The 13195-nt window shown below is 70.2% G+C and carries 11 protein-coding genes; 5 read left to right on the top strand and 6 right to left on the bottom strand.

Annotated elements, in window-relative coordinates; translation table 11 throughout:
- Positions 1–44: 44 nt before the first annotated feature.
- From ABZX90_RS21870 to ABZX90_RS21855, 4 genes are all read right to left on the bottom strand, one after another.
- Positions 45–1124 carry a hypothetical protein gene (locus ABZX90_RS21870; RefSeq protein ID WP_355207128.1) on the bottom strand — a complete coding sequence of 360 codons (1080 nt, stop codon included), beginning with the start codon at positions 1122–1124 and terminating at the stop codon, positions 45–47.
- 38 nt (positions 1125–1162) lie between these two features.
- Positions 1163–2098, bottom strand: a complete 936-nt coding sequence (locus ABZX90_RS21865) for an N-acetylneuraminate synthase family protein (RefSeq protein ID WP_351128175.1) — start codon at positions 2096–2098, stop codon at positions 1163–1165.
- 13 nt (positions 2099–2111) lie between these two features.
- Positions 2112–3419 carry an N-acylneuraminate cytidylyltransferase gene (locus tag ABZX90_RS21860; protein WP_351128177.1) on the bottom strand — a complete coding sequence of 436 codons (1308 nt, stop codon included), beginning with the start codon at positions 3417–3419 and terminating at the stop codon, positions 2112–2114.
- 76 nt (positions 3420–3495) lie between these two features.
- Positions 3496–4812 carry a DUF6716 putative glycosyltransferase gene (locus ABZX90_RS21855; RefSeq protein ID WP_355207125.1) on the bottom strand — a complete coding sequence of 439 codons (1317 nt, stop codon included), beginning with the start codon at positions 4810–4812 and terminating at the stop codon, positions 3496–3498.
- Positions 4813–5010: 198 nt separating this feature from the next.
- Here ABZX90_RS21855 and ABZX90_RS21850 point away from each other — a divergent pair, with 198 nt between their 5' ends.
- From ABZX90_RS21850 to ABZX90_RS21835, 4 genes are all read left to right on the top strand, one after another.
- Complete coding sequence (locus ABZX90_RS21850) at positions 5011–5991, top strand: glycosyltransferase family 2 protein (RefSeq protein WP_351128181.1); 981 nt, start codon at positions 5011–5013, stop codon at positions 5989–5991.
- Positions 5988–7322 carry an alpha-2,8-polysialyltransferase family protein gene (locus ABZX90_RS21845; RefSeq protein WP_355207122.1) on the top strand — a complete coding sequence of 445 codons (1335 nt, stop codon included), beginning with the start codon at positions 5988–5990 and terminating at the stop codon, positions 7320–7322. Before ABZX90_RS21850 ends, ABZX90_RS21845 begins: the two co-directional genes overlap by 4 nt.
- An 859-nt stretch (positions 7323–8181) precedes the next feature.
- Positions 8182–9285, top strand: a complete 1104-nt coding sequence (locus ABZX90_RS21840; protein ID WP_355207224.1) for an acyltransferase — start codon at positions 8182–8184, stop codon at positions 9283–9285.
- A 491-nt stretch (positions 9286–9776) separates the two neighbouring features.
- Positions 9777–10184, top strand: a complete 408-nt coding sequence (locus ABZX90_RS21835) for a hypothetical protein (protein ID WP_351128184.1) — start codon at positions 9777–9779, stop codon at positions 10182–10184.
- Between the two features lie 151 nt (positions 10185–10335).
- Here the strand turns inward: ABZX90_RS21835 and ABZX90_RS21830 are convergent, their stop codons facing one another.
- Positions 10336–10995 carry a TetR/AcrR family transcriptional regulator C-terminal domain-containing protein gene (locus ABZX90_RS21830; RefSeq protein ID WP_351128186.1) on the bottom strand — a complete coding sequence of 220 codons (660 nt, stop codon included), beginning with the start codon at positions 10993–10995 and terminating at the stop codon, positions 10336–10338.
- Between the two features lie 38 nt (positions 10996–11033).
- Between ABZX90_RS21830 and ABZX90_RS21825 the strand changes: the two genes are divergently transcribed.
- Positions 11034–12509 carry an FAD-dependent oxidoreductase gene (locus tag ABZX90_RS21825; protein ID WP_355207118.1) on the top strand — a complete coding sequence of 492 codons (1476 nt, stop codon included), beginning with the start codon at positions 11034–11036 and terminating at the stop codon, positions 12507–12509.
- On the opposite strand, the gene leuE is transcribed toward ABZX90_RS21825, so the two are convergent.
- Positions 12506–13156, bottom strand: a complete 651-nt coding sequence (leuE, locus tag ABZX90_RS21820) for a leucine efflux protein LeuE (RefSeq protein WP_355207115.1) — start codon at positions 13154–13156, stop codon at positions 12506–12508. The genes ABZX90_RS21825 and leuE overlap by 4 nt on opposite strands.
- Positions 13157–13195: the final 39 nt, after the last annotated feature.

The following is a 13195-nucleotide window of genomic DNA, read 5'->3' as shown; positions in this document are numbered from 1 at the left end:
GCGCGGCGCGCCGGGCTCTCCACGATGACGAGATGTGGCTGGTTCTAGACGGTGGAGACCGCCGAGAGACGGTGGACGTCCCGTGCCGTCCCCGTGACCCCGGACAGGAAGCCCTGGGCCCGAGGCGAGGCGTTCTCCGTCAGCCAGCTCGGGTCGATGTCGCAGACCGCGACGCGTACATCGGTGCCGACCAGGGCCAGCGGCAGCGTGTGCACGACCGTCGACGGGAAGCTGAGGATCGTCCGGCCTATGGGGCCACGCCGGGCGATCAGTTCGAGGGGCAGGTCGGGACGGACGATTTCCAGACCCGTCTCGACGGCCAGCCGGTGCAGCTTGTCGCTGCTCTCGCGGCGGTGCGCGAAGTAACGGGTCGCGCCATGCGCCTTGGCGAGCGCGCGGACCGCCTCCAGATAGCGGTCCGGGTCGACCACGCCGGTCTCGACGAGCGAGGTGCCGACCAGGTCCGCTCCCTTGGTGATGCGCGGCGGGCCGAACCGGGCCCGGGTCCAGGAGAAGTCGTTGGGGGTGATGCGGACACCGTCGGGTGCCGATTCGATCGGCATCGAGGAGAAGACCTCGACCGTACGGCGGTCGCTGGGCGTCAGCCGGCGGCGGGCCGCGGCGGACACGGGAGCGAAGAGCACGTCCCGCGGGCCGGGGCGGCCACCGCGCCGGTGCCAGCGCACCAGGCGTTCACCGCGGGCGAGCTGGGCGACGAACTCCATCGTCGCGGTGCCGTCGTCGACCACGACCAGGTCCTGTGCCTTGGTGATGGTCAGCAACAGCTGCACATAGCGGGAGAACGGGTCCCCCATCACGATCCGCCGGGCCCGGCGCAGCAGCGGAGCCAGTCCCCCGATGGTGTGGAAGGGGGCCGTGGTGCCGCCGCGCGCCTCCTCCCAGCGGACCGCGTGACCCTCGTCGCGGGCCAGCTCCGCCATCCGGCGCAGCTGACCGCGGGTCATCGGGTCATTGGGAGACAGGACGACGAGGGTGAGCCCCGCGCCGGGCGCCGCGGCACTGTGGGCGTGTGCGTGCGCCCACTCCAGCACGTTCAGAAGCTGTACCGGACTCTCGACGAAGGCGAGAGTGTGGGAGCCGGCGGAACCGGCGCGGGGGCTCATCGACGTACGACCGTCCCGTCGTAAGGATTTCAGGGCGTTCAGACCGAGACGGGCTCGCCCGCGGCCGCGGCGATCTCGGCCTCGGCGACGACGCCCGTGACGCGGCGCAGCTTCTTCATCGGGCCGAGCTCCGAGTCGTAGACCTTCTTGACGCCGTCACCGAGGGAGGCCTCGATGGTGCGGATGTCACGGACGAGGCGGGTGAGGCCCTGCGGCTCGACGGAGGCGGCCTGGTCGGAGCCCCACATCGCGCGGTCCAGGGTGATGTGACGCTCGACGAAGGTGGCGCCCAGGGCGACCGCGGCGAGCGTGGTCTGCAGGCCCGTCTCGTGGCCGGAGTAGCCGATCGGAACGTTCGGGTACTCGGCCTGGAGGGTGTTGATGACGCGGAGGTTGAGCTCCTCCGCCTGCGCCGGGTAGGTCGACGTGGCGTGGCACATCAGGATGTTGTCGCTGCCGAGGACCTCGACCGCGTGGCGGATCTGCTTCGGCGTCGACATGCCGGTGGAGAGGATGACAGTGCGGCCCGTGGCGCGCAGCGAGCGGAGCAGCTCGTCGTCGGTCAGCGACGCGGACGCGACCTTGTGGGCCGGGACGTCGAACTTCTCCAGGAAGGCGACGGCCTCGGTGTCCCACGGGGAGGCGAACCAGTCGATGTTCTTGCTCTTGGCGTACTCGTCGATCTGGCGGTACTCGTCCTCACCGAACTCCACACGGTGGCGGTAGTCGATGTAGGTCATGCGGCCCCAGGGGGTGTCGCGCTCGATGTCCCACTGGTCGCGCGGGGTGCAGATCTCCGGGGTGCGCTTCTGGAACTTGACCGCGTCGCAGCCGGCCTCGGCGGCGGCGTCGATCAGCTTGAAGGCGTTCTCGAGCTCACCGTTGTGGTTGATGCCGATCTCGCCGACGACGTAGACGGGGTGGCCCGGGCCGGCGGTCTTCGAACCGAAGGTGCGCAGACGGGAGTTGCTCATGGTGAAACGTTCCTTACTTGTCGAGGGAGTCGAGAGAAGGGCCGAGGATCCAGCTGGCGATCTCTCGGATCGCGCCGTCGCCACCGGGGACGGTGGTGACCGCGCGTGCGGCGCCGCGCACGACGTCGTGGGCGCTCGCGACCGCCACCGGCCAGCCCACGAGGGCGAAGCACGGGAGGTCGTTGACGTCGTTGCCGACGTAGAGCACGCGCTCAGGCGCGATGCCCTGCTCCTCGCACCACTGCTTCAGTGCGAGGTCTTTCCGGTCGATGCCGTGCAGGACCGGAATCTTGAGCTTCCGGGCCCGGGCGGCGACGACCGGGTTCTGTTCCGTGGACAGGATCAGCATCGTGAGCCCGCTCTTGCGGAGGGCCGCGATGCCGAGTCCGTCCCCGCGGTGCACGGAGACGAACTCCCGTCCGTCGGAGTCGATCAGCACCCTGTCGTCGGTCTGGGTGCCGTCGAAGTCGAGGACGACCGCGTCGATGTCGTCGGCGGTCGGGAGCGAACCGGGGCGGTTCGCGTCGAAGAGGGGGGCCAGCGCGCGGGCGCGGGCGAGGTCGTGCGGATCGTCGATCTCCAGCACCCGGGCCGGGTCGGTGCGCACGAGTTCGGTGCGGCCGAAGAAGCGGTGCTTGGCCACGCGGAAGCCGGCCGCCGCCATGGCGTAGACCGCGCCGGTCTCCAGGAGGTCCTGGGGGCGGTCCTGGCGGCGCGGGCGGAAGGACTTGTCGTGGTTGACGCCGTAGCCGCCGCTGGTGGCGGTGTCCGCGACCAGGGTGCCGACGCCGCCGTCGACGGCCGCGCGCTCGGTCTCGACGGCCACCGGGACGGCGGGCTCGTCGTCCCCGTCACGCCACACGAAGCCGTGGAAGGGGGCCACGGTCAGCGCCGTGTCCGCGCCGTTCGCGACGATCGCGTTCACGACGCCGTCCACGTCCTCGCGGATGATGAAGGGGCTGGTGCACTGGACGAGCAGCACCACGTCGACCGGGGAGCCGTGCAGCGCCTCGTGGGTGTCCATGGCGTGCAGGACGGCGGCCTCGGAGGTGGCGGTGTCCCCGGCGATGGCGGCGGGGCGCAGGACGACCTCGGCGCCGGCCTGGCGGGCGGCCGCCGCGATGGCCTGGTCGTCGGTGGAGACGACGACGTCCGTCACGAGGCGGGCGGCGCGGCACTCGCGCACCGCACGGGCCACCAGCGGAACGCCGCCGACCGGGAGGAGGTTCTTCGCGGGCACGCCCTTGGAGCCGCCACGCGCGGGGATCACCGCGAGTACGCGGCGCACCGGCGCGGCTTGGCCCGCTTCCGAGTTGGTCATGCGCTGTTCTCCTTGACGAGGGAGGCGAGAGAGGCGTGGGGGGCGAGGGATCGCCGGATGCCCGATGTCGGGGCGCTCACAGGTCGCCCATCCGCCGGATCACCGGCGCCACGCGCTGGACGCCGTGGCGGTAGGCGCCGCGGGCGGCCCTGCGCACGATCTGCCGTACGGGGCTGGGCTGTCTGTCCGCCGCGGGCGCGCCGGGCAGCGGGCTGCCGTCCGGGCCGAGGTGGTGGCGGGCGAGGATGCCGGGCAGATAGCCGGGCGCGGTGACGGGTGTGTAGTAGGGAGCGAGGGGCGGCAGCTTGTCCGCCGCCAGCAGCTCGGTGATGCGCGACCGCGCCACGTCGAAGGCCGTCTCGTACGAGCCTCCCTCGGCGGCGACCCCCTGCCGGGCCACCCACGCCGCGTCGGGCACCGGCTGGTACCCCTCGTCGAGCTGGTCCCAGGAGGCGAGGCAGCCGGAACCCACGAAGTGGTGGTTGCCGAGCGCCTCGCGCACCCCGAGGTCGCTGAGGACGACGGTGGGGATACGGCGGTGCAGGGACTCCAGTGCGGCGGTGGAGCTGATGGTGACGAGCAGGTCGGTGCGGTCGAGGACTTCACCCATGTGCCCGTACACCAGCCGGAAGTTGGCCGGCGGGTCCGCCTTCTGCACCAGCTTCTGGTACGGCAGCTCCTCGATGTGCGTGGTGTGTTCGCCCGGCCTGGAGCGCAGCTTGAGCAGGACCTCGCGGTCCGGATGCAGCCGTGCGTGCCGGATCAGCCGGTCCAGCAGGTACGTACGGTCCTTGCGGTTCTCCGGTACCGAGGGCTGGGCGGCGAAGACGACCGTGTACGGGTCGTTCTCCGTGTACGCCGCCCCGCCGAGGAAGGGCAGCGCGACCTCGGTGACCGACCCGGCGTCGGCGCCGACCCCCTCGTACACGGCCCGGAAACGGTCCGCGTCCTGGCGGGAGTTGGCGAGGACGAGATCCGCGCCGTTCCGCAGGAGCAGCCCGTCGGCGAGCTTCTCGTAGACGACACCCACATAACCGGTGACGACCAGGGGCCGCTTCGTCCGCCCGTCCCAGGCGCGGGCCAGGCCGTGCAGCACCGCCTGGACGGCACCGCCGACCAGGGCGAGGACGACCACGTCGTAGGCGCAGTCCTCCTTGCCCAGCTCGCGAAGGAACTCGACGGCGGTGACCTCGCGGAGAGAGTCCGCGCGGACGCCGACTTCTTCGAGCTGGCGGGCGGTCGGGGTGGCACGGCCGCGCAGGAGGAACCCGTCGAGGCAGATGTCCGATTCAGCCGGAGAGATACGGTTCGCGGTGAGCGAACCCCATTTCCACCTGGTGTCGGAATCCGCGAGGACGGCCACCCGCAGGGACTTCGTGGTACTTGCTGGCACGTCCTAGACGCTAGGAACCCTTTTCGAGGAGCGGCCCAACCCGAATACAACAAACGGTTAACAGCACATCGACGATTGGCGAATCAGCCCAGGATCGCCTGAGAAAACGGCTTGGTTCACTGTTCCGCCACGCGTCGTTCACCTGGCATCTCACCAACGGTAAAGACGAATGCCGGGCCGCCCCCTAACGTCACAGGGGTGGTCAAGCTCTCCGTCATCGTGCCGTTCTACAACGTGCAGCAATATGCGCCCGACACCCTGAAGAGCCTGCGTGCGAACGCACGGCAGGACTTCGAATTCATTCTCGTCGACGACTGCTCGCGCGACGAGACACCGGACATCCTCGCGCGCGCGGAGCGCGAGCTCCCGGGTGCGGTGTATGTCAGACACGAGAAGAACGGAGGTCTGGCCACCGCACGCAACACCGGGATCGACAAAGCGCGTGGCGAGTACCTCACGTTTCTCGACGGGGACGACTGGCTCGCCCCCGGATACTACGAACAACTCCTCTCCTCCATCGAGGACCTGGGCTGCGACTTCGTCCGTACGGACCATGTCCAGTGCACCGCCAGGGCCCGCTCCGTCCACCGTGTTCCGCACGGCCGGCGCGGGGTCGTCCTCAACCCCCGCGACGCCATTCTGCCCTCCGACCGGTCCACCTCCGTCGACTACGCCTACGCCTGGGCGGGCATCTACCACCGCCGGCTGGTCGACCGCGGCCTGCTCCACTTCACCGACGGGCTGCGCACGGCCGAGGACCGGCCGTGGATCTGGAAGCTCCACCGGGAGGCGGAATCCTTCGCCACGGTGGGGCTGCTCGGCGTGTTCTACCGGCGGGGCGTCGCCTCCTCCCTCACCCAGATCGGGGACGTACGCCAACTCGATTTCATTCGCGCGTTCGACCAGGTCGTTGCGGAAACCGCAGAGGACCGGGACGCGGATAAACTCCTGCCCAAAGCCGTGCGCACATATTGCGCGATTATTTCCCATCACCTGGGATCCATCGAAAGGTTCGAGCCAGCGGTGGCACGGAAACTGAAGTCCATGAGTGCCGTCGCACTGCGCCGCATGCCGCAAGACGTGCTCGACGAGGCCCTCGACTCGATGGACGTCCAGCGCGCCACCCGGCTGCGCCGACTCCGCCGACGGCCCGCGCCCGCCGCGGGGGTGGCAGCGTGACCACCCAGATCTTCATGGCGTCCACGCTGTACGGGACGGCCACGCTCGCCGCGGCCCTCGACACCGACAGCTTCGGACCCGCCGACCGGCGCATCCTGCTCGTCTCCAACAACGCGTCCACGCCCGAGACGACACCCGGCGTGGACGAGATGCCGGGCTTCGAGCAGCTGCGCGGCCGCTTCGACGACGTCATCTCGTGGAACGAGACCATCTCTCCCTTCCACCCGGGCGGCTGGGCCCCCCGGCCGGACGACGTCCCCCTGTGGGAGCGGCATCTGCGGCTCGCCTGGAACCTCGGCGACGACGACATCGAACTGGCCGTCGAGTCGATCCAGGTCAACCCGGCACTCGGCGTCTCGCAGATCTTCATGGGCGCGCCCGTCACCGTGTACGCCGACGGCCTGATGAGCTACGGCCCCACCCGCAACAAGATCGACCCGCTGGTCGGCACGCGGGTGACCCGGCTGCTCCATCTGGACCTGGTCCCCGGCCTCAAGCCGCTGCTGCTCACCGAGTTCGACGTCGAGCCGGAGATCGTGCCCACGGACGCGTTCGTGAAGGTCCTCGCCGAACTCGTCGACACCGGTGACGAGCTGCCCTCGATCGACGAGCCGGCGCTGCTGCTCGGCCAGTACCTCTCCGCCCTGGAGATCCTCACCGCCGAGGAGGAGGAGAACCTCCACGTAGAGATGCTGAAGGGCGCCCTCGCGCTCGGCCACACCCGCGTGGTGTTCAAGCCGCACCCCTCGGCCCCGGCGCGCTGGTCGCGGCTGCTGGAGAAGGAGGCCGAGAAACTGGGCGCGGACCTCACCGTGCTTGACACCCCGGTCCTGGCCGAGGTGCTCTACCAGCGGATGCGCCCCGCGCTGGTCGTCGGCTGCTTCTCCACGGCGCTGCTCACGGCGTCCGCGCTGTACGGTCTGCCGGTCGCCCGCGTCGGAACCGGGTCGCTGCTGGACCGGCTGACCCCGTACGAGAACAGCAACCGTGTCCCGGTGACCATCGTCGACGCGCTGCTGCCCGAGCTGTCGGACCACGCGGCGGTCGCCGAACAGCGCCCCGGCATGGACGTGGCCGAGCTGACGAAGCTCCTGCGCGCCGTGGGCTTCGCGATGCAGCCGAAGATCTACCCGGACCTGCGTCCGGCGGCCGAGGGCTACCTGACGAGCCATCTGACCCAGCACACCTGGCGCTACTTCAAGCGCAAGCGTCTGACCTCGCTGGCCCTGCCCGGAGCGGTCCCGGCACAGCTCGCCTTCATCCCGCGCAACGCGACCGTACGGCGGGTCGCCCGGAGGGCGCGCTCGCTGAAGCGGGCCGTGGGGCGCTGAGGCGGGCCCACTCACCGCGGGCAGCGGCCTGTGAGCCGCCGAGGCGCGCACAACAGCCCGGGGCGCGGCAGCGGGGCCGACCGCGGACGCGGGGCGGTCCAACACTGAAGCACCAGGGAGCGGGGCCGGGTCGACTCGACCGGGCCCCGCTCCCTTGGGCTGCCCGGATTCGCCGGCTGACCCGCACCCTCGGCCCGCCGCGCTCGCCCGCGTTGGCCGTCCTCTTTCGAGGCGCCCGGGTTCCTCGGGACGCCCTGGTCCACCGGGCTGCCCTGGTCCACCGGGCTGCCCTGGTCCGCCGGGTCCGCCCGGTCCGCCGGGTCGGCCCGGGTCCGCCGGGTCGGCCCGGTCCGCTGGGCTGCCCGGGTCCGCCGGGTCGGCCCGCGCTTCGTGTGCGCCCGTGCCTCGGGTCGGAGTGCTCCTTGCGTTGGCCGCCGCTTCCCTGCGGTGCCCGGTCTGTTGCGAGCGCGCCTCGGAGGCGCGCTCGCGTGCACCCGGCGCATGCGCCGTCGGCGGAGCTCCCCGCACGCGCCCTCCGTGCGCACCCTTCACACCCATCGCGCGCCCTGCGCGCGCTCTTGAGCGCCCCTGCGCTCCACTTCGCCCCGCGACACCTGTTGGGCCACACTTCCAGGGCAAAGGTCGTTTTGTGACGATTCGGAAGAGTTCTCAACGTGAGGGCATCACATAGATGAACTCCCGTGGGCGAGACAGCGAACCGGCCACGCCAGGGCGCAAGCATCCCCGACTATCGGACTAACGTGCTGTGGGCCAGCCGAGTCCCATTGAGGGGAACCCTGTGATCGACACGCCCGAGGAGGCCCGCGGGACGTCAACCGGCACCGTGGTCCGTACCGTCCTGCCTCCTGCCGAGACACCTCCCGCGCCCAAGCCCGCGGCGCGCCGGGAGAACCGGCTGCGTGCCCTGGACGGACTGCGACTCGTCGCGGCCCTGATGGTGGCGGGGTACCACTACGGCGGCCGGGACGGCGAGGTGGTGCAGGCCTGGGGCAGTTCGCCGAAGCATCAGTTTCCCACCCTGCACGAGCTCTTCGCCTACGGCTGCCTGGGCGTGCAGGTCTTCTTCGTGATCAGCGGCTTCGTCATCTGCATGAGCGGCTGGGGCCGGCCGCTGCGCTCGTTCTTCGCCTCCCGCGCCTCCCGGCTGCTGCCCGCGTACTGGGCCGCGATCATCATCGTGACGGCCGTGTTCGCCCTGCCCGCCGTCGCCTACAAGGCGGTCTCGCCGAGCGACGCGCTGGTCAACCTCACGATGCTCCAGCAGCCACTGGGCGTCGACCGGGTGCTGGGCGTGTGCTGGACCCTGTGGGCGGAGATCCGCTTCTACGCCCTCTTCGCGCTGTGCATCGTGCTGCCGGGGGCGAACCGGCAGCGCGTGATCCTGTTCAGCGCGGGCTGGACACTGGCGGCGGCCATCGCACAGGGCGTGAACGAGCCACTCCTCAACATGGTCCTGATGCCGGAGTACGCCCCGTACTTCATCGGCGGCGTCGGCCTCTACCTCGTCCACCGCGACCGGCGCGACGCGTACGCCTGGGGCATCGTGGGCGTGAGCTGGCTGATCGGCCAGCACTACGCGGTCCAGCGCCTGTGGCACGCCCCGAACCCGGAGTTCTTCTCCAACCGCTCGGCCATCGGCATCATGCTCGTCGTCACCTTCGGCTACGTCGCCGTCGCGGCGATCGCGCTGGGCTGGCTGAACTGGGCGAACTGGCGCTGGCTGACGGTCGCGGGAGCGCTGACGTACCCCTTCTACCTGGTCCACGAGCACCTGGGCTGGGTCGCCATCAAGGCCTACCACCAGAGCCTGCACCTCCCGTCGTACGTCACGTTGCTGGCCACGGTCGCCACCATGCTGCTGCTCGCCTGGCTGCTCAACAAATACGTGGAGAGCTGGCTCACCCCGAAGCTCCGCACGGCGCTGTCCAAGCCGCGCTCGTAGCCGGCCTTCCGGTGACCGCCGACGCGCCCGTGACAGCCGAACGTCCGGTGACCGCCCCTGGCTGAAAGTCGCCCGCGCTCCGAACGCAGCCGCCCCCGGTCACCAATGACCGGGGGCGGCCGTCCTCGCGCATCGGGTGAGCGCGCGCTACGGCCGGGTACGGAGTGCCCGGCCGCAGCACAGACACCAAAAAGAGACTTTCTCATCCCGGAACAACTGGCTCTCGACCGATAACCGCCCCGGCACGCTACGAGTCGGCACGTCATTCCGCCATGCAATAGTCCGAGATAGCCACTTCAGTCCTTAATGCGGGCATCACGTGAGACGGAAGAATGACGAACAGTTGAATTCTTGCGCCACTCTCCCTACGTGGAGTGCTTGAGTCCGTTCCTGTGGACAGCCGAAATCCGCCCTTGTGAGATTCACTTCTGCTTCCGTAGCGTGCGAGCCGGAACAACTCCAGCAAAGCCAAACAGAACGGAGGAGAAGTGATGAAGTCTCGTTTCCGCCTGTCGGCCACTGTCGCCGCGTTGTCACTGGCAGCCGTCGGCGCGGTGGGGCTGTCCACAACGTCGGCGGCCGCTGCGTCCACCACGTGTCTGGGCTACACAGGGAATCTCAACCAGTACGGCGCACAGCTGGTCGGTTGGCAATTCGGGCCGTCCGAGTGCTTCGGCGTGGCACCTTCAGGAAGCATCTGGCACACATGGTCGGGTGCGGGCGGCTGGAAGGAGATGCCCGGAAATGGCAGAGCGTTAGCCTTCACCGCCTTCTTCGAGACCTCCGCCGGCAAGTCTGTGAAGGTCGTGACGGAGTCCGGAAACTACTACTGCAATTACGACGACTACGCGACCAATACATGGGGCGGCTGGTACGGGACGTCCACCGATCACTGCTGATCCATGTCCAGGCGTTTCCGGGTGGTCGGCAGACCACCCGGAAACGGGGCCGCTCGAATTCAATTGCTCCGCACATTACAGCCGACTTCGGTCCCGGCCGAATCCCCGATTCCGCGGCCGAATCCTCGCAGAGCGCTACCCAAGTCGCCGCTCAGCCGATCCCGTAGCGCGCCTCGATGCCCGCGAAGACCAGGCTCAGGCCTTCCTCGAAGTGCCGTTCGTAGTTGTCGAAGATCTCCGCGCCCGCCGCTGCCGACAGAGGGAAGTCGGCCATGCGGCGGGCGCGTTCCGTGAGGTCGTAGCCCTCGCGGCGCTCGCCCGGCAGGGGTTGGACGCCCTGCTCCTCGGTGACGAAGCCGATCGTGTAGAGGTAGACGGTGGACGTCGCGCGGACCGCCTGGGTGAGGGTGAATCCCGCCTCGGTGAAGAGCCGCAGCGTCCGCTCCATCTCCACGGCGTGCAGGTTCCCCGTGAAGCGTGAACCGCTGAAGACCTTCGCGCCGTCGCGGTAGCTCAGCAGGGCGGCGCGCAGTCCGCGGCCGGCGGCGAGCAGCCGCTCCCGCCAGCCGTCGCCCGGGGCCGCCGCGGAGTCCTCGACCATCCGGCGGTACATCTCCGTGGCCATCTCGTCGAGCAGTTCCTGCTTGTTCTTGAAGTGCCAGTAGAGCGCGGGCGCCTGGACGTTCAGCTCCTTGGCGATGGCCCGGAGGGTGAGGCCGTCGAGGCCCGTCTCGTTGAGCAGCCGCAGGGCGGTCTCGACGACCTGCTTCTTGTCCAGCTTGGGGGACCTCGGGGGTCTCTGGGTAACCACGCTTGACAGTTTAACGCCGTTAAGGGCATGCTCGCGGCATGGAACTTAACAGCGTTAAGGAGATGGCCGTGGACGTGGTGGACGTGGACGTGCTCGTGGTGGGCGCCGGCCCGACCGGTCTCGCCCTCGGCGCCGATCTCGCCCGGCGCGGGGTGGACGCTCTCGTCGTCGAGCGGGCCGACGGGCTGTTCCCCGGCTCCCGCGGCAAGGGGATCCAGCCGCGCACGATGGAGGTCTTCGACGACCTCGGCGTCCTCGACGCGATCCGCGCGGCGGGCGGCGACTACCCGGTGGGGATGATCTGGCAGGACGGCGAGCGCGTGGGCGAGCACCAGATGTTCGACCCGGCCGAACCGAGCGACGACTCGCCGTACAACGCGCCGTGGATGGTGCCCCAGTGGCGTACGCAGGAGATCCTCTGCGCGCGGCTGGAGGAGCTCGGGGGCCGGGTCGCCTTCGGCCGTGAGGTCGTCGCGGTCGCCCAGGACGAGAACGGCGTGACCGTGGGGTTCGACTCCGGCGCGCCGGTCCGCGCGCGGTACGTCGTCGCCGCCGACGGTGGCCGCTCAGCCGTACGGCGCGCGCTCGGGATCGCCATGGCCGGAGAGACCGTCGACCCGGACCCGATGCTCGTCGCGGACGTACGGATCACCGGGCTCGACCGCGACAACTGGCATGTCTTCCCGCCGCGTGAGGACACCGGCGGCTTCCTGGCGATCTGCCCGCTCGCCGGTACGGAGGACTTCCAGGTCGTGGCCCAGTTCCCGGAGGGCACGGACGTCGACCTGTCCCTCGACGGCATCCGCAAGACCGTCGCCGCGCGCTCCCACCTCTCGCCCGAGGCCGTGACCGAGGTGCGCTGGGCCTCGGACTTCCGGCCGCGCACGGCGCTGGCGGAGCGCTTCCGCGCCGGCCGGGTCTTCCTCGCCGGGGACGCGGCCCACATCCACTCCCCGGCCGGCGGCCAGGGGCTCAACACCAGCGTCCAGGACGCCTACAACCTGGGCTGGAAGCTCGGCGCGGTCCTGCGCGGCGAGGCTCCCGAGTCCGTCCTCGACACCTACGAGGAGGAGCGGCTCCCCGTCGCCGCCGACATGCTCGGCCTGTCCACCCGGGTCCACCGCGGCGAGGTCCGCCGCGGCGGCGCGACCCGCCAGCTCGGGCTCGGCTACCGCGACTCCTCGCTCGCGGTGGAGACCCGTACGGGCCTGCCGGACGAAGCCCTTCAGGCGGGAGACCGCGCCCCCGACGGAACCGTGGACGGCGTGCGCCTCTTCGACGTGTTCCGGGGACCGCACTGGACCCTGCTCGCGGTCGGCGCGGACGCGGAAACACCGGTGCTCCCCGGCGTCCGCACCGCGCGGATCGGGTCGTACGAGAGGTACGGGACCGGGGTCTTCCTCGTCCGCCCCGACGGTTACGTGGGATGGGCGGGCACCGGCACGCAGGATCTGCCGGAGTACGCGACCCGGGCGGGGCTGACCGTCGGCCAGGACCCGGCCGGAGCGTCCTAGGCGCTGGCGAGCGTGAGCTTGACCGCGAAGCCGAGGAAGAGGGCACCGGCGGCGGTCGTGGCGCCCGCGGAGAGGCGCTTGCGCCGGCGGAAGGCCGCCGCCAGCCGCGTACCGCTGAAGATCAGCGCGGTCAGGTAGAGGAAGCTCGCGAGCTGGGCGAAGGCTCCGAGCACGACGAAGGAGAGGGCCGGGTAGGCATACCCGGGGTCGACGAACTGGACGAAGAAGGCGACGAAGAACAGGATCGCCTTCGGGTTGAACAGGCTGATCACCAGCGCCCGCCGGAAGGGCCGCTCCCCGGCCACCGCCTCGGTCTCCTCGCTCCGCACGACCGGCTCCCGCCGGGCCCGCCACATCGCCCACGCGGCCCGCAGCATCCCGAGCGCCAGCCACGTCAGATATCCGGCACCGGCGTACTTCACGATCCCGAAGAGCACGGCGTTCGCCTGCAGCAGCGACGCGACTCCGGCCGCCGACAGCGTCATCAGCACGGTGTCCCCGCACCACACGCCGGCGGCTGCGGTATATCCCGTACGAACACCCCTGCGGGCGGCGACGGACAGCACGTACAGCGAGTTCGGCCCCGGCAGCAGGACGATCAGGACAAGACCCGCGAGATAGGTGGGGAGATCGATGACACCAAGCATGAGAGCGAGTGTCGCACGAGGGTCCGACACCGTGTACGC

The organism is Streptomyces sp. NPDC002935, assembly GCF_040611295.1.
GTDB lineage: Bacteria > Actinomycetota > Actinomycetes > Streptomycetales > Streptomycetaceae > Streptomyces.
This window is presented reverse-complemented; position numbering and strand designations above follow the sequence as displayed.

What these genes read in the sequence shown, in the direction of transcription:
- ABZX90_RS21870 (WP_355207128.1), bottom strand. Translation starts at nt 1,124, where the DNA reads ATGAGCCCCCGCGCCGGTTCCGCCGGCTCCCACACTCTCGCCTTCGTC.
- ABZX90_RS21865 (WP_351128175.1), bottom strand. Translation starts at nt 2,098, where the DNA reads ATGAGCAACTCCCGTCTGCGCACCTTCGGTTCGAAGACCGCCGGCCCG.
- ABZX90_RS21860 (WP_351128177.1), bottom strand. Translation starts at nt 3,419, where the DNA reads ATGACCAACTCGGAAGCGGGCCAAGCCGCGCCGGTGCGCCGCGTACTC.
- ABZX90_RS21835 (WP_351128184.1), top strand. Translation starts at nt 9,777, where the DNA reads ATGAAGTCTCGTTTCCGCCTGTCGGCCACTGTCGCCGCGTTGTCACTG.
- ABZX90_RS21825 (WP_355207118.1), top strand. Translation starts at nt 11,034, where the DNA reads ATGGAACTTAACAGCGTTAAGGAGATGGCCGTGGACGTGGTGGACGTG.
- leuE (WP_355207115.1), bottom strand. Translation starts at nt 13,156, where the DNA reads ATGCTTGGTGTCATCGATCTCCCCACCTATCTCGCGGGTCTTGTCCTG.